This is a genomic window from uncultured Marixanthomonas sp. (assembly GCF_963974425.1).
Taxonomy (GTDB): Bacteria; Bacteroidota; Bacteroidia; order Flavobacteriales; family Flavobacteriaceae; genus Marixanthomonas.
In genome coordinates, this window is the sequence record NZ_CAXBCK010000002.1 from 58009 (window position 1) to 81883 (window position 23875).

Annotated in this window: 21 protein-coding genes and 1 pseudogene; 2 read left to right on the forward strand and 20 right to left on the reverse strand. The window is 32.9% G+C overall.

Going from position 1 to position 23875, the window contains the following annotated elements; all coding sequences use genetic code 11:
• Window positions 1-7 precede the first annotated feature (7 nt).
• The 3 genes from AACZ92_RS00980 to AACZ92_RS00990 form a co-directional block, all read right to left on the reverse strand.
• Window positions 8-1912 carry an ATP-dependent helicase gene (locus AACZ92_RS00980; RefSeq protein WP_339695913.1) on the reverse strand — a complete coding sequence of 635 codons (1905 nt, stop codon included), beginning with the start codon at window positions 1910-1912 and terminating at the stop codon, window positions 8-10.
• Window positions 1900-3981, reverse strand: a complete 2082-nt coding sequence (locus tag AACZ92_RS00985) for an ATP-dependent endonuclease (RefSeq protein ID WP_339695916.1) — start codon at window positions 3979-3981, stop codon at window positions 1900-1902. Before AACZ92_RS00985 ends, AACZ92_RS00980 begins: the two co-directional genes overlap by 13 nt.
• A gap of 288 nt (window positions 3982-4269) precedes the next feature.
• A complete protein-coding gene (locus tag AACZ92_RS00990) occupies window positions 4270-4494 on the reverse strand; it encodes a helix-turn-helix transcriptional regulator (RefSeq protein ID WP_339695919.1) in 225 nt (74 codons plus the stop codon).
• A gap of 122 nt (window positions 4495-4616) precedes the next feature.
• On the opposite strand from AACZ92_RS00990, the gene AACZ92_RS00995 reads away from it, so the two are divergent.
• The gene (locus tag AACZ92_RS00995) at window positions 4617-5084 is read left to right on the forward strand and encodes a hypothetical protein (RefSeq protein WP_339695922.1); all 468 of its coding nucleotides are present in this window, start codon (window positions 4617-4619) and stop codon (window positions 5082-5084) included.
• Between the two features lie 20 nt (window positions 5085-5104).
• Complete coding sequence (locus tag AACZ92_RS01000) at window positions 5105-5527, forward strand: hypothetical protein (protein WP_339695925.1); 423 nt, start codon at window positions 5105-5107, stop codon at window positions 5525-5527.
• Window positions 5528-5559: 32 nt separating this feature from the next.
• Here AACZ92_RS01000 and AACZ92_RS01005 read toward each other — a convergent pair whose 3' ends face one another.
• The 17 genes and pseudogenes from AACZ92_RS01005 to AACZ92_RS01085 all read right to left on the reverse strand — a co-directional run bounded on the left by AACZ92_RS01005 (window position 5560) and on the right by AACZ92_RS01085 (window position 23838).
• Window positions 5560-6075, reverse strand: coding sequence for a hypothetical protein (locus AACZ92_RS01005; RefSeq protein WP_339695928.1), 516 nt, complete (start codon window positions 6073-6075; stop codon window positions 5560-5562).
• A 23-nt stretch (window positions 6076-6098) separates the two neighbouring features.
• Entirely contained in the window at window positions 6099-6986 is an 888-nt protein-coding gene (locus AACZ92_RS01010) for a relaxase/mobilization nuclease domain-containing protein (RefSeq protein ID WP_339695931.1), read from the reverse strand.
• Window positions 6964-7296 (reverse strand): hypothetical protein, encoded by a 333-nt coding sequence (locus tag AACZ92_RS01015; RefSeq protein ID WP_339695934.1) that lies wholly within the window; start codon window positions 7294-7296, stop codon window positions 6964-6966. The genes AACZ92_RS01010 and AACZ92_RS01015 overlap by 23 nt, the downstream gene beginning before the upstream one ends.
• Before the next feature lie 303 nt (window positions 7297-7599).
• Window positions 7600-7920, reverse strand: a complete 321-nt coding sequence (locus AACZ92_RS01020) for a helix-turn-helix domain-containing protein (protein WP_339695937.1) — start codon at window positions 7918-7920, stop codon at window positions 7600-7602.
• A gap of 91 nt (window positions 7921-8011) precedes the next feature.
• Window positions 8012-8527, reverse strand: a complete 516-nt coding sequence (locus AACZ92_RS01025; RefSeq protein WP_339695939.1) for a hypothetical protein — start codon at window positions 8525-8527, stop codon at window positions 8012-8014.
• The gene (locus AACZ92_RS01030) at window positions 8527-9360 is read right to left on the reverse strand and encodes a hypothetical protein (protein WP_339695942.1); all 834 of its coding nucleotides are present in this window, start codon (window positions 9358-9360) and stop codon (window positions 8527-8529) included. Before AACZ92_RS01030 ends, AACZ92_RS01025 begins: the two co-directional genes overlap by 1 nt.
• 853 nt (window positions 9361-10213) lie before the next feature.
• Window positions 10214-10435, reverse strand: coding sequence for a hypothetical protein (locus AACZ92_RS01035; protein WP_339695945.1), 222 nt, complete (start codon window positions 10433-10435; stop codon window positions 10214-10216).
• 212 nt (window positions 10436-10647) lie between these two features.
• Entirely contained in the window at window positions 10648-13266 is a 2619-nt protein-coding gene (locus tag AACZ92_RS01040; protein ID WP_339695948.1) for an AAA family ATPase, read from the reverse strand.
• A 242-nt stretch (window positions 13267-13508) separates the two neighbouring features.
• Window positions 13509-14387, reverse strand: coding sequence for a hypothetical protein (locus AACZ92_RS01045; protein WP_339695950.1), 879 nt, complete (start codon window positions 14385-14387; stop codon window positions 13509-13511).
• 86 nt (window positions 14388-14473) lie between these two features.
• Entirely contained in the window at window positions 14474-15901 is a 1428-nt protein-coding gene (locus AACZ92_RS01050; protein WP_339695953.1) for a hypothetical protein, read from the reverse strand.
• Window positions 15902-16135: 234 nt separating this feature from the next.
• Window positions 16136-17104, reverse strand: coding sequence for a hypothetical protein (locus AACZ92_RS01055; protein ID WP_339695956.1), 969 nt, complete (start codon window positions 17102-17104; stop codon window positions 16136-16138).
• A gap of 369 nt (window positions 17105-17473) precedes the next feature.
• Entirely contained in the window at window positions 17474-17707 is a 234-nt protein-coding gene (locus AACZ92_RS01060; protein WP_339695959.1) for a DUF2188 domain-containing protein, read from the reverse strand.
• Between the two features lie 457 nt (window positions 17708-18164).
• Window positions 18165-18704: pseudogene (locus AACZ92_RS01065) on the reverse strand (IS1 family transposase); the annotation flags it as partial.
• Between the two features lie 331 nt (window positions 18705-19035).
• Window positions 19036-19671: a hypothetical protein gene (locus AACZ92_RS01070; protein ID WP_339695961.1), complete on the reverse strand. Its 636-nt coding sequence runs from the start codon at window positions 19669-19671 to the stop codon at window positions 19036-19038.
• Window positions 19640-20542 carry an RHS repeat-associated core domain-containing protein gene (locus AACZ92_RS01075; protein WP_339695964.1) on the reverse strand — a complete coding sequence of 301 codons (903 nt, stop codon included), beginning with the start codon at window positions 20540-20542 and terminating at the stop codon, window positions 19640-19642. Before AACZ92_RS01075 ends, AACZ92_RS01070 begins: the two co-directional genes overlap by 32 nt.
• A 1450-nt stretch (window positions 20543-21992) precedes the next feature.
• Window positions 21993-22910: a tyrosine-type recombinase/integrase gene (locus AACZ92_RS01080; protein ID WP_339695967.1), complete on the reverse strand. Its 918-nt coding sequence runs from the start codon at window positions 22908-22910 to the stop codon at window positions 21993-21995.
• Window positions 22897-23838 carry a tyrosine-type recombinase/integrase gene (locus AACZ92_RS01085; RefSeq protein ID WP_339695970.1) on the reverse strand — a complete coding sequence of 314 codons (942 nt, stop codon included), beginning with the start codon at window positions 23836-23838 and terminating at the stop codon, window positions 22897-22899. Before AACZ92_RS01085 ends, AACZ92_RS01080 begins: the two co-directional genes overlap by 14 nt.
• Window positions 23839-23875: the final 37 nt, after the last annotated feature.

Consider the following 23875-nt stretch of genomic DNA (forward strand, 5'->3'; position numbering starts at 1 on the left):
TTTTAAATTAATTTAAATCAATAACATTTTCAACTCCAAACCATTCAATTGCTTTTGCTAATACAGCTTCATTGGGTGAATTAAAATATATGGCTAACTTTTCTTTAGACCTTGTACAACAAACGTAGAATAATTTTTGTGTTCTTTCTAATACAGATTCAGAACCTTCAACTAAAAACAGGTTTTTAAAATTATAATTATTCCATCCTCCATTGTCTAAAATCACTAATACATTATCAAATTCTGCTCCTTTAGTTTTATGTTGTGTTGAAAAAGGTGTAAAACCTTCTAAATAAATATATAATTTTTGGAACTCCTTATATTTTACATTCTTAACTCTGTTAAACAAATATTCCTTATCAGCAATAAACCTTTCTAATTTATCATCAATTAAGCAAACACCATTTTCATTAGCTTCATTTATTACTTCTTCAATAGTTTTTTCTCCAACATTAATCAATGATTCAATATTTGTTTTTAAAACTTTTTTGTCCTCTATTTTACGTATGTTAAATCTATAGTCTGTGGCTCTTAGAAACTCATTATATCGGTTATTTGAATACAGAAAAATATTGTTTTCTATTTTAAATAAATGTCTTATTAGAGCATCTCGCTTTGAACCTTTTTTATTTTCATCATCCTCACTTTGTTTCTTATCATCAAGTAATTGGTCTTTATCTACATATATTTTCGAGAAAACCTCCCAATTCTGATTTCTGGCTACATCATACAATTCAGGATTATCATCGATAAATTGTTGCATTCGATTTGTAGGACTTACACCTACTAAGAAATCTGAAACTTTTCCAAAAGTCATAGCAGAGAAATCTTCATCAACTCCATTATCTTTGATATATTTTCGAACTCGATTTTTGTATTGTATTATACCATCACTATTGTAAATATTCATCAAATTTCTAATTCCAGCTTTGTCTGCTATTAGATTATGGGTTAAATTAAGTTCTTTAGTGTTTTTAGAGTCATTAAAATCCCAACCAAGATGTTCTTTTACTACTTCAATATTGTTATCATCGGAATATAAAAACTGAACATCTCCGACTTTTAAAGTGCCGTCATTATTCATATTTGGAGCATTATTATCATCCGATTCAGTTTGTACCAAACCATCTGTTCTTAGCCTATTGGCTAAATCAATAACTAATTTTGGATTTCTTCTATTTTGTTGTTTTTTAACTTCTCGAACTTTATCATCTTCTTCACCTTTATATTCATCTAAATTGCCAACAGTATTATCGTATATACATTGCATTGCATCTCCAAAAAAACCAATAATATTTTTTTTATTACTTAGTTTAAAATGTTCTAAAAAAATCTCTATTACCAATTTACTAGTATCTTGATATTCATCTACAAAAATGAACTTAAATCTATCTTTAAGGATATCATTTAGCTTTGGGTATGTTTGAAACAAGTGATTAGCCAATATCAATAATTCATCGTGAGATATAATACCTTCTTGTAAACGTAAATACTCTTTATATTGAATTCCTTTTTCTAAACCATTAAAAAAATCGTCTGGAACAGGGCTAACACTTGAAATATTAATTCTGGTAATTAAATCATCATTAGCTAAAACAATAAGACTTTGTTTTAGTTCTTTTTGAAAATGCTTAATATTATCCCATAAGAAATCGTGAATTGTAGTAACATTTAAATTTTTATGATTTACTCTTTCTTCAATTTCTTTCACAGCAGCATTAGTATATGTCATACAAGCAACTTTTGAAGTAGGGAAATCTTCAATGCATTTTTTAATAACTTGAACTAGAGTATATGTTTTTCCACTACCAGCTCCACCACTTAACAAGAAATTATTACCATTTCCAATGTGGTTAATTATCTGTTTAAATTCATCTAATACTTCTATATCTCCTTCTACTACTTTAGCCATAATAATCCTTCTTTAATGTATAGAGGTATTTCCCAATTATTAAATTCTTCGTTTGTATGGAATAAAATATCCAGCGCGAAATGTGTTTTTTTTCTAATACATTCTTCAGCTAATTTATAAGAATCATTTGCTGCAACATCAAAATACGCTCTATTCTTTAATCCTCTAAAGGATTCTTTTTTTCCATTAATGAATTCTCTATTGATTTGAATAAATGCGTCCTCAAAACTTCTAGCATTTACCCCATTTTCCATTGTTTGATAAACAACACAAAGGTTTCCATTTACATCAACTTGCCATTCTTCTACATTTTTTGAAACTTTCTTTTCATCAATTGTAAATGCCTTCAACTCGTCTAAAGTGGCATTATTAAAAAATAATTTTAGAGCATCATTAGAATAATTAGTACCTAAAGCAACTCGACACTTTTTAGTATCATCACCCACAGAATCCAGATCGGTTATTATTAAGGATTTTATTCCTATAAACTCAATAAATTTTTCAAAAATCTGCGAATATGCTCCAACCTCGATTATAGAAATATTTTGAGAGGACAAAGGAAGTTTTGGGTCTTTATCTGCCAAAGCGATATATCTTCTTTCTTCATCTTTATCTAACTTTTTCATTAGAGTTGGAATCAAAATTCTTTCTGTATCGCCTTCAATTAAAATGGCTTTGTCTGCGAAGAATATTTCAGCTCTACTTATAGTTAAGTACTGTTTTAAAAATTGATACTGTGTTAAATCAGCTTCATACTGTTTTTTAAGGTCTATTAGATTTTTTGCAATTACATTGTTTTCATCTTCTTTTTTCAGATATTTTACATTATCAAAATTGCTTTCAGAAACTATGTGAGAAGAATGTGTTGTTATTACAGTTTGTAGTTTTCTATTATCACCATCTTCTCGAACTATTCCTTGGTCAAGTAAAGACTTTATATTTTTAATAAAAACATACTGCATTTGAGGATGTGTATGCGCTTCAGGTTCTTCAATAAATAACAAGTTTATATCGGCAGGCTTTTCATCTTTACTCTTTTTAAATTCTTGTATTAATATTTCAATCTGAAATATCATACTAATCAAGTTCATATATCCCAAACCATTATTATATTCAGGTAAAGTTGTGTCATTATGTTTGTACATAACTGTTGTGTTTCCTGATAATAATTCTCTGTGCTGTAAAGAAGATTCTATTTTAATGGTGGAATCATCACTTTTAATACCTCCAAATAATCGTACTTTTTCAACAACAACTTCGAATAGAGTTTCATAAATTTCTGATAGCGCATAATCTGTTGTTATTAGTTCTTCTTTAAATTGCTCTATTTTTTCATTTTGCTCATCTGTTTTCTCTGTTTCATTATAAATTTCTGATGTTTGACCTGATAGTGTTTGATCATTCTCCTTATTTGTTACACTTCTTTTAGCACTAATAAATTTAAAACTTATAATATCTTTAGTTGATATTTTTTCCACATCTAAATCAATGAAATTATCTTCATTTTCAATTTCATCAATTCTATTGTATTCTATAGATTTTCGACTAGATTTAAAGAACTCCCCTTGATATATTTTTAAAAAATAAAATATATCTCTCAGTCTATAGTTTTCGTCCTCACCAAGTTTTACAACTTCTTTAGCTTGAAATTCAGTATACTTTTGCTTGATTTTCTCTAATGAATCGTATGTTAAATGATATTCAAAACCTAAAACAATAAACTTGTTTTCAGGGTCTAAGTCCATCATAACTCTGCTAAGGTTAGCTAAGTTATCGTCTTCATTATACTCGATAAAAAGTTTAAGTTTTATACCTACTGATTTATAATTTTCTTGTAACGGAATTTCCTCTTCAATTAAGGTTCTTAATTCATTTTTAAAATCTATATTGAAATCATCAAATGAAAACCTACTTTTATCAGAACCATTTAAAAAACTATTTATGACTGTTAATAGTGAAGTCTTCCCTGTATTGTTTTTACCAATTACCAAAGACATTATTTCTTCTAAATCAATTGAAAACTTCTTTAAGAGTCTGTAGTTTTCAATTTTTATCTTTTTAATTTTCATAAACAATTCATTTTTTAATAACCTAAAATAAAAAAGCTAATGAATTATCATTAGCTCTTGAAATTATAATATAACCTGAGACTATTTACTGTCTCTAAATATACAAATTATGCAGTTGATTTATTACGGTTTACCACAATTTGTTAAAATTTGATTAGGTATTAAATTCTCTTACCCTTACTTTCCTTATCAAATAAAATCAAATTTAATTTGACGGTTTAATATTTAAAAGTAGCATTAAAAATTAAGGAAGCTTGGGAAGCTTAACTTTTCTACTTTATTTACTAATTAAAAATCAAATAACTCCTTGGTTTCTATCTTCAAAGCCAACGCAATACTATTAACAGCCGCAATGGATGTGTTTATTTGTCCTAATTCTATTCTACTAATCTGAGAATACTCCAAACCTGAATCAAAGGCAAGTTTCGTCATTGATATTTTTTTGGATTTTCTAACCTTACGAAGGTTCTTGCCAAACTTTTTCACAAATATTTTATCCTCTTGAGTTTTCACTCAAGCAATTTCGAAAGATGTAACATCATAAAATATAGCAAATTTGCTATATTTTTTATTATATTTGACAGACCTTGATTCTTTTAAAATTTATAAAGTAGCACAAAAATATTGACAGAAAAATGAATCCGGATCAATTAAAACATATAGATAAAATGGTTGCCGATATGCTTGCTGGTTATTCTTCCATACAGGCATTTTATTTTTATTTAGAAAAATTGAGATCAGAGACAAATGGTCAATTTTCTGAAAACGCCCCTATTCATTTAAAAATGTATAATAAAGCCACCCATATTGCCTCTGTAGAAATTACAAAGAGATTTAAAGAGGGCACCTTAAAGCGTGTCCCAAAAGAAGATTGTTCCCTAAATTTAAAAAACCTGAAAAATAATTCTATCTTTAAAAAAGAAAAAATAAATCTAAAAGGGATTAAAGAATATTATGCAAATATCTATGGCAAAACACAGTCTCATCCTAAAGTGATTTCCAAGATTATCCAAGAATCAAATATAACCTCTTCCTCTAAAAATACTCAATTTTATAATATGCTTGCTATAATTAAAGAGGAGTACATACAGGAGCACAAATAGTAGTACAAAAATAACACAAGATGATTGAAAACATTGATTTACCACCTGGCCTTGAAATTAAAGATTTTACCACAGACCCTATCTATATTGAGATGATTCATTTTCTTAATTTAACATTCCCACGGTGGCGTTATGCTGATGGACTGGGTGAAAACTCAATAGACTTTTTATACGACAATCATTTCTTTGCTGATGAAACAATACTAGGCTCCTGTGATAATTCTAAATCTGCAATGGTACAGTTCCACAATCTTTTAGAACAAAATTATAGAGAGCTCTTGAATCAGTTATCAGATAATAGGGAAATTGAACTTTGCGTAGACTTTATTTTTGATAAGGGTGAAAATACTGAAGACCCCTTGAACCTACCTCGAGACTATTCCGAATTTGTTTTACGTAAGAATAAAGATTACTATTTTAATTTGGATAAACAAGGGAAATAAAATTGGACTTTCATTCCCCTTGCTATTTAATTTTAACGCTTATATTCATTTCCGTTGACTTTTTCCCATTCAACTTTCATTATATGTTTTGATTGTTCTCCTGGAATATCATATAAGCTTTCAAAAGCTTTTTTATAAGGCCTCTCTTTATAGTATCTTGTCCCAAAGTAGCCAATGCTAATAGTAATATAAATCCCCAAAAATATCGCTAAAACCAATTTTAAAAATCGTTTTGAGGTTTTTTCACCAAAATTGATTTCGCTTATAAATTTACCATCATTCGGTAGATCATTAAATAAGCGATCTATACATTCTTGAAGAACCATTTGACTTATCTGTATTTTCTCATAATTACTCTCCTGTTTTTCATTAAACGCCTTAATCTTTTTTGGAAATAAACTTAACTCATTTTTTAAACTGCTTATTTCTCTTGTATCAATACTCTGAAGTGCATTTGTTAAATTCTGATCGGAAATTTCCAGTTTAGAGAAATGATGCACAATTATATCCATTTTTTCTACTAGTCTTTTATTACTTTCTGATTCCATAATAGTTAGTTTTTTGGTTATTATTACATTCTTCGTCCTCGCCGTCTCTTTCGTTTTTTGCGCTCTTTTTCTGGATCATATTCCTCTTGTTGGTAGGATCTCCTCGTTCTATCCTTTAATAAAAATGCGGTGAAGTTGGCAATATCTGCTATCAATGTTCCTTCTGGTTCTATACCTTCTGGAAGTTGTTGAGTTCTTTCACTATTCATCTCTGCTCTCAGAGCACTATACATTTCTATCCGTTTTTTGATATACATCAAGCTGTACTCTCTACCTAAATCGCTTCCTTTAATTTTTGCGCCACATTGTTTATCAATAAAGGCAATTCCTCTTGCCTGCAACACCTTGAATTGATGTTTACGCAGTTCGACCTTAAAGTCATTCATATTCGATACTTTTCTGATGGTCACATTGATAATCTCTTTTAGTTTCTCCTTCCTGATATTTTGATTTTCTCCTTTGAAACTTGACAGCTGCTGAAGATTATATTTCTTTTCCAATCTTCTACAAATATCAAGGCAGCGATAAGCAGTATTGGAACTGGAAAGTGCTTTACCATTACTCTGGATTCTGTTCATTGCAATGTGAAGGTGTTGATGAGTACCTGATTTTGGATGCTCAATAGCCACCCACATTTGGTCAGGCCCTACCAATTGCTTTATAAAATCCTGTAAAATATCGTTCTGTATTTTAGGTGTGATAATTTCATCTTTTGCGAAAGATAAGATGATATGAAAGTTCGGCGATTTACACCGTACATTTTGTTTCTGCAACCGTGTAAACTCTTCCACTACAGGATTATAAGAACCATTCATCAACACCTTATTCATATCAACTAAACTATATTCCTTATCCGTTAAATACTTCATAAGGCTCTTTATACTCCCACTAGTAATTACTTTTGCTATCATAATAGTGGTTTATTTTTTTCATCATTTTTTCTATTTCATCAATATTATTTTGAAGAGCCATCGTTTCTGGAAACTTATATACTCTTCTTAATTTTACTAATTGAAATAAATTTCGCCCTATGGTTGAGAGTTCTTTTTTTAATTCTTCTGCGTAAATGTCAGGTTGCCATTTAATATAAATCGGTTTATTTAAAACTGAGTGTACCATTAAGTGACTCACGTTTGTTTTTTTACTTCTGGCCATCTTTTCAATGGAATTCTTATCCTCAAGTGAAACGCGTAATTGTATTCTTTCGGTTTTATTTTTCATTGTATGAGCTTTAGCGAATAATCCGTTTTTGTACGTACGATAGGGAGTACAAAGACACCACTTGCTACCTCAACCAATGCTATTACTTACAGGCATTGTTGATTTAGTAAGCTTTTGTTACTTATTTAAAGTCTTTAAATAAGTAATTTTAGATTGGTTTATCTGTATTATTAAGATTCTTCAACAAGATGAGTTACAAGGTCTGGATTGTTCTATTTTGAAATTATTTTAAACATTTAAAAAGTCATCCCGGGCTGGACTTTTTAATTTGAAGTTGTAATTGATTTTAGAAAGGGGAAGAAATTATTCCTCTTTTCCACGATCATCAATTAATTGGTCAATATCTGATGGACGAAAATAAACACGACCTCCAATGGTCACTGGATGTAGTAATCCCTTTTTTATCCATGCATAAATTGTAGGTCTTGAGGTCATAAAGATTTTTATTACCTGCGCCATCGTGTAGAGCTTTTTTACCAATTGCTCTTCTTTTAAATTGGGATCATTTTTATCATCTATAAGACTTTCTTTTTGATGATCGGAGATTACTTTGTCCAAAAAAAATTTTGGAACAAATTCTTGTACTCCTTGATCTGTGATAAGCATTAATTTAGGGTTGTTCATAACTTGACAGTATTTAAGATTATTATACCGTCAAATGTAATGTGGAGTTTTAAAAAATTTTCATTTAGGTGTACAGAGAAGTTTTGTACACTTAACTGCGATATAATTGTACTTTTTTTATTATAAGAACTAGATCGAGTAGAATTTCGTTCTTAATTTTATAAAGATTACGTATTAAAATAACTTTTAATAAAGCGGGTTCATAATATCTTAAAAAAGCAGCATAACTGTATTTTCCTCTTATATTCAATCGAGGATGACAGTACTCCAAAGAATAGTTTAATTTTTTCTTGTCTCTATTCTTAAGAACACCTTTATAAATGACATTACAGACATTACATAGGTCTTCAAAATCCATAGTATCAAATTTTATCTCCCTATGTAAACGATCTTCAATCTGTATTATTAGAGCTTGCCTTAATGACATTGTCCTTGTATTTACATAGGCAATATGTTGCATCTCTTCTTCCGTAAAGCTATCATTGATGTCAATTGCCTTTAGGATGCTATAGTCTGATGGTTTGTAATTAAATATTACATCTGCATTTTTATCCTGAAAAGCTACTTCTTCAGCAGCCTTGATTATATTTTTATCTAAATTTGCCATTATAGTTTAGGTCCTCTTTTTTTAGTTTCTTCTGGTTCTATTGGATTATCCGGAACAACATTCTGCTGTTTATTTAAATCAAGACCATGATTTAAAATATCGTCTACCATAAACTTCTGTATTATTCTATTTTTTCTACCTAAATCATAAAAAGCACCTAGATATGTATAAAATTTTATTGCTCTTTTGTAAGAAATAGGGATTCTAAATGCGATCATAAAGCCAAGATGAATTATTTCTATATCATATTCAGAAATATCCATTAAAAATCGAAAGTTGACCTTGTCTATCCTACCGAAAAAAAACTTATCAAACTCTAAATTAGACTCTTTAAATTCAAGGTAAAAATTATCAAGCGTTGTTTGTAAAGACCTGTTGAATAGGCCTATGTAGTGGTTTCGTAATAGATATACAGCTAAATCCATTTCTCTTTCAAATGATATGCGATTCACCAAATGCTCAAATACAAGACTTTGTATCTCTTTTGTCTGTTCAAAATGCTTTAAATTCACATTCTCCATCTTAACTACACGGTCAATCAGTTCTGGGATTTGGTTAATTGATTGTAGAATTAGCCTTCTGAAGTAGCAACTTAAATGGATATCCATAAAATGTTCTGACTCATAAATATCATACAAACTTCGGGTCTTTTTTAAATCTGAATATTGATCTAACTGAGCAATGGCCATATAAGATATAAATGCTCCTAAACTAGATTTATCAATTTTAGGCATAATACCAAAGTTTAAGTCCACTTCACCCAACTTTCGATTGATATTGATTGCTTCTACAGGTTTTAATCCACTTATTAAATCGTTTATGTGCTCACGCATATATTTTGTATTCTTTATATTATAAAATCACCACTATTGATAATTATTTATGATGCGATTAATCTTACAAATTCTATTTTTATATTTCACCCTATACAATTAGAACTAAATTTAAATCCAAAATTCAGTGCTAAAAAAACATAGATTTTATGTTTTGCGTTGCAAATATTTGAATTTTCTGTTTTTCAGCACAAATTCAGTGTTTACAATACTTAACAAGGTTTTTTACATAGGCAATAATAGAACAAAAACTTAAAAAACAAAAAGAATTTGAGGTTATTTTTTTTCTTGCTGAAATCAATAAAAAAGAAAAAATTAAACTGTTGAATAATACAAAATGGAAAATTGCATTGGCAATATAGAATAATGTTAACTCTGAAATTGTCAGGCTTTACGTTGGGAAAAAATACTAGAATCTGTTATTGAAATGAAAGATGATAAGCACCTCATTCCTACTAAGAATTATATAAGAGAAGAAATTCTTAAATAGAAAATATACCAATTATAAAAAGAGCTAACTCTAATCACGAATTAATTATAATCTCAGGTATTATAGGTTAATCGAAATTATTATACCTCAATTTTAGAACAAGTTAAAAACCAATTTTAATATATCCCCAAGCACCAATTTAATCCACGTAGAGTTAATAAACCCTATTTAATAGGTTATAAAAGATTTTTAAAAGTTCTAAAAGATAGAATTAGATATGTTTTTACACCTTATATCGCTGTATTATAATGATAATCAACTGCTAAAAAAATTGCTTATAGAAAGAACCTGTTTGGTACATTATCGATATGAAATTAAAAAAAGGTTGGAGGTGCTGGAAGACATTAGAAATTCTTGACATTTTTAATCTAAGTTGATCTCCCTATCCAAAAATTTGATGTTGTTGGCCTCATATTGTCCCACATTGCCGTCAATGTCCTCAATTACGGCGTAATTGATACCATCGATTAAGTTCCAGCAGTGGAAAAATCCTTGAAACTTCTTGATTGCCCTTCCTCCGCCTTCATCAATATTTTTTATGTACATACTACTAACTTCTACTGGTCTTAGGTCACTCTTTTCCATCTCTGATAATTTTTTGGAAATATAAAATTACATTTTTCTTGGATGTAATCAAAAAATTATTTTATTTTATGTTCAACTCAAAAATCAACTCAATTCATTTGCTGTGGCTAAGAATTTAATCTATACCTCTCTTAATTTAAGGAGATTTAATGATGAAGGCTTTTATCAACGTGAATATAGCCAATTATATATTTAACTTGCGTATAGTTTAACTATCTGCGTTTTCTTAAGTCTATAACATAGTTTTCCAATATTTCGATATCTGCTTTTACCTCTTCAGCATCAGGATAACTTTCGATAAGAGCTCCAGCACTATCGTGACCGTCAAAAAAAGTTGAGCATTTTTTCATATTTACATCAATGATATCATAGTCTTCTTTAGTTATATCTATCACTTTTTTAAGCCTTTGTGTTTGGATTTCCCTGCCAAATCTTTGTACGGACATATTGAGTAATATTTCCTCCACAAGCCGCTCCCATGTCTCTCTTAATTTTCCATAAAATGGTTTTACGTTATTGCGGTACATTTCCTCAGTTTCAGTACGCTCAATCTTATCAAGTTTCTGGTGATAATTGTTCAAGGTTCCTATACGTCTTTTAACATTAAGCGCATCCCAAGGTGGATTCTCAGCAGGAATTCCTGTTTCTGTTTTCTTTCGAGTCAGACTTTTAACTTCAATGGGGCCAGCCCCTTTTTCAGATTCTTCCTGAAGCATCATCAAAAATGTAATATCGTGGGTAAAAACAATGACCTGTCGCTCAAGGGCTTCTTGTACTATTCTTTTGGCAATTTTACTTCGCCATTTGTGGTCGAGGGATGACACAGGATCGTCAAAGATTACGGCAGATTTATGTTCAGATAGTGAGAGTTCAGACAAGAAAGTCGCTAAGGAAATACATCTATGCTCCCCTTCACTCAATATGTCTTTAAGACTTAGACCCTTTCCATAGGAGGTATCTAACTGAAGATAATGGTATTGCTTACCTCTCTGGCCCCTCATGCCTGCAGCTACTTCGATATTTTTAAATCCCAGATGTTTCAGTTCATCTTTAAAATTATCTTTTAAGGTATTTGTTACATATTTTTCAGCTAAGCTGTTGCTAAAAAGAGTGACGTTCCTAGTATTGCATTGTGACAAGCAACTATCTAAACTGACCACCCTTTTCTTTCGGGCTATCTCACCAATAACTTTTTGTTGATGTTTGTATAGTTCTTTAATGGCCAATAAGTTTCTATGCTCTTTTTCAAGAGGCGAAAGCTCTTTCTCTATAGAAACCTTGGAAAGACGTTCATTGCTTTTCTCAAAATCAGCTATTAGTATATCTATTATATCTACTGGCGTGTGTTCAAATTCCACTTTTGGTATTGTTTCAATATTTTTTAAAGCTCCAATGAGGTTAACTACTTTATCTCTCTCTGTTTCCAACGTTGCGTGATACGAGTTTTGTAAATCTTCAAATCCTTCAGAAATATCCTCTATTTCCTCAATGGTCGGTGGGTATTGAGAAAAATCGAAGTCTAGGTTCTCATAGTATTCCTTTGCTTTTTGAAGTTTTTCAGTCGATTTTTCCAATTGCTCCTGTAAATCTGCTTTTACAAATTCTTCAAAATTTAAAAATCGTTTCTTGGCCTCATCGCCCAATTCCTGTAAACATAGAGGACAGGTAGCATCGTCATCAGTGTTGGGGAATTCGTCATCATCATTGACTTGGTTGTAAAACCTTCTTGCACTTTCCCAAAGCCTGTTCCAACTATCACCACCTACATCTTCGATAGGTAAATTAGAAAATGCTTTTTGTGATGCAGTTTTTGAAGCGTTTGAGGCGATAATAAACTCATTGATATAATCTCTCACCGAGTTCAGTGATTTTTCAGAAAATGCAGTATCTACGGCTTGGTATCTTGATTTTAATGTTTTAAATCTTTTTACCTTTTGGTTATTCTCCTTAATCTCTTTAGCCGGGTCGGTAGCCTTTAATTTAGATATTTTTTCGGAAAGTTTTTTTATTTTTTCTTCAGATTCTTCAGTGTGGTTTGAGTGCGACTCTAATTCTTCCTCCTTGGTATGTTCATTTATCCCCTCAAGAAACTTTGAGACTTCAGTTCCAAAGTCATCCATCAAAAAAGAATAGTCAAAAGCCGTAGCTCCTAGACGACTTTTTTCTTCATCTATTTTTTCGTCAACACTATTACATGCTTGTGCAAGTTTCTCTAAAACAACCAAGCCAGAGGGAATAAAAGCAATTTCATCTTCGCCCTCGATATAATGGTTTGCACTTGATGTGTCAAAAACATCAATAGCCATTAGAACAGAACTATCAATTTCACCATCCTCTAAGATAACCGTACCGGTAGATCCATCTTCCTTTTCATACCCTACCTTCGCAATTTGTACCTTGCTCTCACTATCAGGGTCAAATAAGTTGTGGTTGATGGTCGGTAAATCCCCTCGAGTATTACAGGTGTTTTTTAGTATGCTCACATAGCTTGATTTTCCCGAACCATTATCGCCATAAATTCCCGTCACACCGGTTTCAGCAAAAGTCAATTCGGAATCATCCTTGAGCGCATTAATATTCTTATTTTCATTAATTTTTACCAGTTTTACACTTTGCTCCAACTCAGAACTGTCTACTATTTCTTTTAAGGCTTCGATATCTACATCTTCAAATTCAGAATCCGAGATTTCATAATCAGCTTTGCATATTTCAACCAGCTCAATGATATCAGCTTCAGTAAGGTTCTTGTTCCGAATGATGCGGTTAACGGCATATTGCCAAAACTTTGGTTTATCTTCCACCCATTCAATAATGTCTTTTAAAATTGGCATAATAGTATTATTTAAGTATATATCAATAAGGCAAATTAGATAAACTAATTTATCGAGAGTTACGGTTTCCCGCATTCAGAAAGTAACTAGGGAGTCAGTAATAAATTGAACTATAAAGGTAGGAAAATTTATGATATTGGATGCAAATTCTCTATCATCTCATGCTGGCTACAATATTATTTTACACATATATCTCAAAAGAAGAAATGTAGCGATGCCCGGTTTGCCTCGTACTTTTCACGTTACTTTAGAATTTTACTATTTATTAAATTGAACAATCCTATAGATAGGGTATAAACAAGATATGCATCTTCTTTTCCTGCATTCGGATATGGCTTGACAATTCCAGACCTATCTTTTGGATGGACATATTTTGAGGTAAAATCGAATAAAGACTTTATCGCTTTCAGTAAGTTGTTAATTCCTTCTTCGTTATGCTGTTCCGCTATGAGCACCTCTTTTAATTTCTTTTCGAACGGTGCGTCCGTATTTCTATTGTTCTTAATATTTAGTCCGTCAAAAAATTGTCTTGAATATTCTATTGTTTTTTTCCATTCTCCAAGTCTTATATTTCTTTCCATCTCCAAAATACTGGATTTGAGCAATTGGGTAAGATCTTTCCAGAAATCTGAAACATTATTTTCGGCTACGTTCAGTTCTAATAACAAAAAACTCCCAATACCCAATTTTGGAGCGAAGTTGGTTACCCAATCACTTTGTTCAACTTTAATTCTTGAGTGCTTTCTTTCTATATTCAGACGAACTAAGTCATTACCTTGGAGATTATCTAAACTTGCAGGTTGATTTAATGTTTTAACAATAAATTCGATATAAAATTCAACAGATTTGTTTTTGGTTTTTTCTCGTTGTTCTTCGATTGATTGGATAACCAAGGAAGAAAGCAAAGCACTTAATTGGATATTATGTCGGTTTTGATCGTTTTCTTTTGACTTTTTTTCCTGTTCGGTTTTTAAGGTTAATCCGAAATCGTTATCACTATTTAGTTCATATTCTGTAAGTACAGACAGTATTTTTCCGTTTTGGTGGCATAATTTCCCTGATATTGAGACAGGAATTTCTGATGCATACGGAAACTCCAAATTCACTTGGATTTTAAGCATTGGATTGATGGATTGCGTATCAACTTCTATTCGGGTATTCTCTATTTTCAGTTTTTAATGTTATTTTAAATGAGGCAAAACGGTATTTATATCTTGTCGAAATATTGTTCATTGGTTTTCAAATCAAGTTTTTTTTCTAAATACTTAGCTTGATTGTAAATATAACCACTATACCCAATGCTCTTCAAAATTAGCTTACTTATAAGTGTAAACAGTTTTGCAGAAACATAAGCCATATACAAGTTAGTGGTTTCTTCATCTCTGCTCTGTTTTGTATTTAGAAGAACGTTCCCATGGAACAGATCATTTCGATGCTCAATTATGGAAATATCATGTAAAGTCAAATCTATTCCTAGTTGTTCAAAAGGTCGAGTAAGTTTCTCGTTATTGGTCAACGCTCTTTTATTCATAGGCCTATTGATGCCATTAAGCCTTCTTTTGAGTTTTAGGATATTTTCGGGGGTTAAATCTTTTTTGTTTTGGTCGATAACCTGATGTAACTGGTCAATTATAGTGGACTCTAACTCTGGATCATCAATTGGCTTATCAAGCCCAATTTCTTCAACATTCAGATGTTTGGAAAGCTGTTCAATAATTACGGCAAATGATGAGGGTATTAGCAACAAAGATGCGATTGAAGTTGATTCTAAGATTATTAAAATTACTACCGAGAACACAGGGTTTTGATGTATTCGAGTTGTTAGGCTCGATAAGTCCTCAAGTGAAATTCTTGACAACTTATTAACCATTTTTTCTGCAACCTTTCTTTCAATATCCATTTTTGAATAGGGATTTGAAAATATTGGAGAATACAACCCTCTAAGGGTCGGTCTGATAAAATTTGAATAATAAAACTCACCATTACCATCAAAAATGAATTTTTCTCCACCGACCATTAGTTTATTTATAAATCCTACGGCTTGTTGAATTGAGTAACATGCGTCTGAAAAATCTTCAAAATTTTGATCTTGCAAACACTCAAACACATAATACCCTCGATTTTCATCTTTGATTTGAGTCAAATCATATTTACGCTTTTCGATAGTAATCCTTAGGCAATCATAAAAATGTTCAATGCCGTTTCTTTGATAGGTTACCGTTTCAAATTCATTATGAAAGGTTTTAACATCTTTCAATTCTACAGGGTAAAATGATTTATAACGCCCTTTCTTTTTGAATGCGGTTGAGTGAAATGTGTCTAATTCAATAGATGTAAGAAGTTGGACACCACTTTCTGAAGATATTTTTGTTTTCTTGCCCACATCATTAAACTCTTTAACTATGAAGGTTTTATTTTCAAGTGAAAAAGAAAGTTCTTGAAGATTATCGTTCTCTGAAAAGATATTGCTTATTTCAAGTTTAAATTTAAGTTCTCCTCTATTCAATAAAGCAAATAGATCGCTAGTATTAGCTTCTTTTAACTCAATATTTTCAATTGCATCTATTCTCTTAATGAAATTTAATTCAGTATCGAAGTCTTTATTATTATCAATTTTTCTTGTTGAAGATTTCACTTTGCTAAATATTGTTGGGTAGAATTGAAAAGTACACCACTTTTCGCTTACCGAATTGTTTGTTTATATTTATTTTTTTCAATTTATGGTTATCATCTTCATTAATTATAGCTTTTTCAAGACGCTACTTTTTTTTATCTTTGTACCGAGAGCTACTAACCAGTGCGCTATCAAGTGAAAATGTCAGGTTTTTATAAATTAATGACAAACTTTATTTGCAAGTACTGGCAGCTCTCACTCTTTATAATAACTACTAAGAAGACTTACTTTCCTATCTATAAGTTGACTTAAGTAGGCATTTGAAATCCAATCCTCTGGCCATCTAATCTCTTCAATTAGCCTAATAACAACTTTAACACTATTGGTTGCTCCAGCTTTGAAAAGTTTTACGTCTTCATAGGAGAGAACGTACTCGCTTCTTCTGTATTTATAATTATCTTGAGCCTTGTTTATTAAATCCGAAACGTAAATAGAAGTAGGTTTATCCTGAATGATTTTTTCTAAATATGGAATTACAACGAGACTGGATTCTTTATTTTGGGCAGCCCTATTTTTCCTAAACATATGTCTCCATCCAATACGAGTAATTTCAACTATACCTAGATTGGGATTGACGAGGTTTTTGTTTTTTAAGGACTTGTATTCGTTGAGAACGGTTGACCTTCTCTGTTTTAAATCCGAAAAGTCTCCGAATGGCATAATGACGCCCTTACCACCTTGCTTATTTGGTATGAACTTAGATTGACTTCTTGCAATGTCAAATCTCATAGGCGGAGAAATCCTATGATTATCTTTGTAAGTCTGATTAGATGGTGTTGAATGAGGATGTATATAAGCCCAATAATTACATTGAATCTCTCTGTCGATCCAAATCAAACAAATGGGATGTGAGGTTCGCATTACTGCTTTCTTAGATGCAGAAAATAGTTTAAATCCATCAACTGTTTTTTCTCCATATGTTGGTCCAGATTTTACTTGCACTAGAATCAAGACTCTTTCCTTTTTAATCCAAGGGTGGTCATAGGAAGCAATTAAATCAATTTTTCGACCGTCTTCATTTCTACTACCCCAACTAACTTCTGCCCCCATAGCTCGCAGAAGATTAGCGGCTCCAAGAACCTCTGCTTCGTTTCCGTTCTGCTGATTTGAAGTAACGCTATCATCAGGTTCGTTGTATGGTACATTCTCAAGTAGAAACCTCATTAGTATTTCGGTTGTGATTAACTGTTTACATAATTATAAAAGTAATTAATAATCATTACTAATTTGTGGATACCAGAAACTTATGTTTATACCACCTTATAAGCTTATCTTTATTAACACAACTATTTAAAAAGGTATTGTCCTTCATTGGCCAATATCTTTTATATTACTTTGATGAGTGCAATATAAAAAGACATCGTGTCTTCGGATGTCATCTGAGTCGATAGCAAACTCCGTTGGCAATCTTTTAGGACATCAAAGGCAAGATTGCATTGTGACGTCATAAGCTCTTTTTAGGGTAAACCCCTAAGACCTCAATATCAATAAAAAAGGACGATTTAAAAATCGTCCTTTTTGAATTGGGTATAATTATCCATCGGGTGGGTGTGGATCATTTCCATAGGTTCTTTCCTCTTGAAATTTTCCATCAGTTTTGTGAATACGTACAGACGTATTATTCTGATTTCTTCCGATTTCGGACATACGTTGAACCGCTTCGGCTTTGGTATCAGCTATAAACGAGGCTCTCTCTCCTCCAACTTTTTTACCTTGCCAACTTCCATCTTCTCTTTGAGTTACGTGATATTTTTTCCTATTGCTCATCGATTATATTGTTTAATCAGCTTCATACCATCGAAGAGAAGCCAGTCTTCGTAGATTTCGAACTCAAAACCTTCAAGACTGATAAGCTATTTGAATTACCGAATAGTTTGCCAGTTATAAAAATTTCACAAAAATATTTAATAATTATGTTAATCAATTATCAAAATATTAGCCATTAATTCAAAAGCGTCAATATGTCATAAGAAAAGTTCTAAAAGTTATTTTTTATAGTTCGCTTTTTCCTTTTGAATGCTCCTGTTGTTGTGCCCAGATACTTTTGAGCACTTCCAAGGGAACATTCCTTGTTATTTTTCATCGAGTAGTTTTAATATAATTATTTCAAGTTCTTATTTCATAAAAACACCTTCCTTTGAACGAAACTCTTCTAAGAGGTTTGAACATTACACTTTTTTCGGCAATCCTCAAAAGTAGAAAACTGAAAATTTAATTTGTATTGTTACCTCCAAAAGTATATCTTAAGATGTGCTTCAAGGTATTTTTCATCTTTAGAAAAACAAATGGTTCGTCTAGCCAATCTTTTTACATGAGTCCGTAAGGTTAAATTGTTGCGTTCAATTTTGTTAGTACAATATTTAAATACCTTATGAATTTCTTTCGGGATAAGACTTGGATATATATTCAATTTATCTGTATAAATCAGTTATGGGCTGAGCAATAATATTTCTTCCACAAGGGGTCTGATATTTGCTTTAGATTTACTTCCAATTAAAAAACCAACTACATTTTTGGAGTCTCTTTCGATGGCATACGTGATCCAAGTAAAATCCTCTTTCATTTTTATAAATGTCCACATTTCATCAAGCTCATATTTGTATCCAAATTTTGATAAGTCTGAAGCTGTAATTTGTTTGCTTAATTTCAACATTCGGGAAAGCACTGTGTTTTTGGATATACCAATGATCCTTGGAATACTTAACACGCCACAGCCTTCTTTCAACAGTTTTATAATTAGGGTATTGGTTGTGGGTTGGTAGGCTTTATAGCGATATGAGTCTTGAAATGAAGAAAAACAATTTTTGCAAAAAAACCGTTATCTCCCATTTCGTTTTCCTTTTTTTATACAATTAGCTTGGTTGCAGTTTTTACAATTCATCTGCAAATATAGCTAAGCACCATTTTGAGCCACTTAGGAATATAGAAGTCTTACCATATAGCCTCTAAGACGTTTTCTATATTTCAATGAATAGAATAAGCCCTGAAAACAAGTCTTATTATTTTTGTAAATTAATGATATACAGTTGCTAAAACTATTTACTGTCAAAAAGCACCTGTTTGGGACATTACTGGGGTGTATGCATAAGAACTTGTTAATGGCTTGTAGAGCCAAAAGCCATATGCTCTATATTATAGATTGTTTCTTCTTTTTCTTTTTTTTCAATAGTTGATTTAATAACAATTAGGTCTAGGGGATATCCTGGGGTTAAATCATTAATGCATCTCTCATTGTTTATTAAAGTAATTTCGTCAGGATTTACATTCTCTATTTCTTCTACTTCGACACTATTCTTAGAAAAAAAAGAAAATGAATATGCTTTACCAGAACTTGGATAGACTTTAAATGAAGAACTAATAAAATTAAGTTCTGATGATTTATCATAGATTTCATCTATCGTTATATGACCGTTCTCTTGATATCGTAAATTTAAACCTAAAAGGGTATCAATAAAGATATTTCTAACTTCTAATATGCTTTCTAAATCCTCTTTAAGGGTTATTGTTTCATTTTCAGAATTATAAATAGGAGGTATTCCTATTTGGTTATAAGAATTTTTATTTAAATCACAGTGTTGAAAAGCAAAATCAATAGTTTCTTTATTCCAAGTTGAACTATCTATATCAATAAAAGGTTCACTTCTTTCCAAACAAGAAGTAAGGGTAAGCAATGTAATAAATATACAGAAAATTTTCATTTTAGTTGGTTTTTTCAATACTTGTTTCTTCATTTGGTACAGGTTTTTTGACAAATGGAAGTAATCTTCTATGTCTATAACTATACGTACCTACACCCTGAGTGGAAATTTTAAACCCTTTTCCCTTTATGATTTGGCTCCTATTTACATTATCCTTAGCTATTTGAGCATAACTACTCTTTCTTGTCAATTCATAATATCCCGCATACTGGGTTTGCTTAGTTGACATTCCATATACATTGACACCGCCATAATGTGTTCTTTCGTACATTCCGAGTTCTTTACGAATTTGGTTTTCAACTTCGACTGCTTGAACCTCACTTGCGTCAAATGGATTTCTCATCTGTCTACCGTTTTGAATTAAGATACCTTCGTAATCATTATTAAAATGGGCTAACTCATGCCCTATTTTGGTATTGGAGTTTGATGCTAATTCTTTGCCGTTTCTTCCATTCTCTGCATCAAGGCTTTTATTTTCTTTATCAATTGAAAAACCTACTGACCTATTTCCGTTTTTGTCCGCATCAGACATATTTAAATTGTCAAAATCACTCTCGGGGTCAAAAAAGGTTAAAGTATTATCGGATTTAATAGTTGCATTTAACTGTGCTGCTCCAGTTTCAGAAGCTAAAGCTAATGAAATTAATTTAGCCAAAACCTGTTGTCTATAATCTTTATCTCCAACAATTGCTATTCTTTTACCATCGGGATCATAAGCAATTAACGGCGTATTTGCCACATAATTATATGGACTATTATCAAAATAATCTTCAGCAAGAGGATCAATGTTCATCCATCTGCCCAGTGCCGCATCGTAGTTACGTGCACCATAATCAATCCAATTTAGATTAAGTTCCTCCTGCCGTTCCTTCCCATTGTAACCGTACTTGTACGAACCTAACATATTTCCTGGCCGCTTTTGCCCTTTGCCCTAGAGCACCTGTCAAAAAAATCATCAAAGAACGTCCATCCTTCCATACCATAAATATACTGATATTTATGTAATCATTATCTTGATTATGACAAAAGCTATCGTCACGAGCTTCTTGACCATCCACCAGTTGACGGACGGTTTTCTTCCTTTGTTCTTTTTCCTTGATTTACTGCTCATCTCTATATTGATTTTAAATTTAAATTTCCGTTCCATTTTTGTTTCTTTTATTTTTTGATCCATATTTGACCCTATTTTTTTGTGGTTATTATTCTATCTGTGTTTTTATGTAACAATGTCAACACAGTTTTTGGCTTCAGTTTTTTTAAAGCCCTTCATTTATATATATGACGGGGCTTGATAAAAGTTTAGTTTTTCTGTAAATAAAAAAAGGACATCGGTTTTCCGGACCTTCCAAACGAAGGTAGGATATGGTCTTGTAAAAGGTTGTGACAAAAACTTCAGGAAGGATTAATATACTGTTTAACAGTAAGTAACGTTGCAAAGTTAGATAGGATAATCTGCTTTAAAAAAGATGTGAACGCAGTTTTGATGAACGGATTCTTGATAAAAAATTTCTTTATTGTTTTTTCTGAATTTTGGGATAAGATGTTTGGATGGTGTTTTTTAAGGGCACACGGATTTTCAGTCCGTTGCCCCTTTTTTCCGTCCCGATAGGGGCGGGAAGGGTGGCGGAAGGGGCGTTGGGCTTTCCGCCGCTATCGGGATGGTTAGCCCAGCGGCGTAGAGCGCCACAAGGATTGGCACGTTGGATTTTAAGTCCAATGGATTTTTGTGGATAGGGACACTGGCCGTCCAGTACGCCGGGTTCATAATCCGAAGGTCTTTCCGTGGACGGTGCTGGGGCAGGTCGGCAATTTTACATAACGCAATTTATGGCTACACGCCCTCTGTTTTTGATTTTTACCGTACCGTTCTTTTCGTGTGTACCATAAAGCTCCTGCGTTATGTAACTTTGCTTGGGGGCATTTTTTGGCTTTCGGCGGTGGCAACAGCTCTTTGCATTTTTGTGGTACAGGTGTTCATTCAATAGGCGGCTTTGAACAAAACATGCAATGTGCTGTGCGGGCGGTTTGGCAAGCCAACAAAATGCAGAAGTGTGGCGGGCGGAACAGGATAAAGGACAGGGGCTTTTGAGGCACGAAAAAACTGGGTTTTATTTTGTGGGGATTTTTGTATATTTGAGGTATGGATATTTGGCAGTTCATCGGTATAATTTCTTCAATTTTTGGGATATATTCCTTCCTAAAGAACGATACGCCTATATTTACTTTTCTATATAAAAAAAACTAATTTTTAGAATTCAGCCTTAAAAAGTGCAACCTCTTAGGTTGCTGTTGTGCAAAAACCCCATAAGGGACGGGCACTCATAGACAATACCGTTGCAACCTCTTAGGTTGCTTTACAGCATTGGATGGTATTTGTCTATGTCACTTTGAAGGTCTTCCAACCGGTTCACCAAGTAGCTTTCGGTCGAGCTCACGTATTTGTGCCCTGCCATATATTGAACCTGTCTAAGGTTGTAAATTCCCAACCAATGGGTAATGACCGACGCCCGGACTTGCTTAAAATTCGTGAACTTTTTATTGTCCTCTCTAATTACTTGGCTGAGCCGTTTCCAGTTATTGTTGGACTGTAAGCTCTTTCCCTTGCTCACGAATAATTGTTCCGTGGTCTTGCCCGATAGCTGTAAGAGCTGTTGCCTCACCTGCAAGGTGTATTCCATCAGGTCCATAATCTGGTGGGGTTTGAGCTCCAATGTCCGTTCATTGGATTTCTTGGCACCTTTTATAAATATCTTTCCTTCCCGAAGGTGCAGGTCCCTTTCGGTCATTCGGTCTATTTCGGCAGTCGTCAGCCCTTGATACACCAACAGCCCTAAAGCCACTTTACTCCGCTTTCGTGTGAGCAGGTGTTCTTGCCACCAGTTCCTTTTATTTCGTTTATCATTTTCATCGGGCACTTTATAATCGTTGTAGAGTTTTTCCAGTTCTGCGAGGCTAAAAATGTCGTGAAGTTTCTTGGTTTTTGTTCCTCTTATTTTGATGTGTTTTGCGGGGTTGTCATTTCTTTTGTTGCATTGTATCTGCCAGTTGAAGAAGTGCTTGAGGCAGTTGAGCCGTATGGCCTTCGTCTTGTTCTGCAATCCCTGTCCCTGTAGCTTGTGAAGATAGCCCGTGAGTTCCTTTGCCGTTACGTTCTCGGCTTCGGTGTTGTCCATGTCCAACCAACTGATAAAATCGAGCACATAATTGTTATAGCCCGTTATCGTGCTTTTGCTGAGGCCAAGGCTTTCCAAGTAATGTTTAAATGTCGCCATCTTTTTTATCGATTAGGTGTGTATAGATCTGTGTGCTTTCCAATGAAGAATGACCCAGAAAACGGCTTATCCTGTCAAGGGGCATCCCTGCTTCCAGAAGGTGCGTTGCGATGCTGTGGCGCAGGGTGTGCAGCCCGATGGTTTTTGCCTGTAGTTCGATATCGTCTATCTTTAATTGCAACAGTTTTAACCGTACGTACAATCCGCCACCGCTGAGGGGTTTGCCAAAACGGTTCAAAAAGAGTTTGCCCTGGTTCTTGGACTTGGCCAACAGTGGCCGGTGGTCATAGATATATTCCTCGAAGGTTTTTGTGTTGGGTTTACTAAAGGGGACAAAACGCTCTTTGTAATTTTTCCCCCTGCGCACGTGCAGTACACGCCTGTCAAGGTTGATGTCGCCCAGTTCCAAAAAAGCACCTTCTTCCCTTCGCAGTCCGCAACCGTAATAAACGGACAGCATTGCCCTGTCCCTCGCTTGCAGGGCTTCGGCTTTTATCGTGTCCACTTCGCTACGGGTGGCCTTATAGAGCAGCTTTATTTCTTCCTGTGACAATACCGTGATTTCCCTTTTGTTGATCTTCAACAATGGGATGCCCAAGTGTGGCAGTTTGGTAACGCCTTTGTGGTGCAGGAACTGTAAGAACTTTTCGATGGCCTGCAAGTGCTGGTTGATGTACACGTTGCTCAAGCCACCGCCACGCCTTTGGTTCGCCCGGGTGTAAATATGATCGTAATAATCTTTGTAGTGCTGTTGGTTTAAATGTGTAATGTGGTTGATGTTCTTGCTTTCTAAAAAGTGCAAAAATTCACGTATCCGTATGGGCATTCCCTCAACGCTCTTGGGATTGAACCCGAGGATGCCGAGCCACTCGCCAAAACCACGTTGCAGGTATTCGTAACTGCTATTTTTTAGGATTAGTTTTTTCATAATACAACTGACTTTTTTAAAGTCCACTTATACCTTT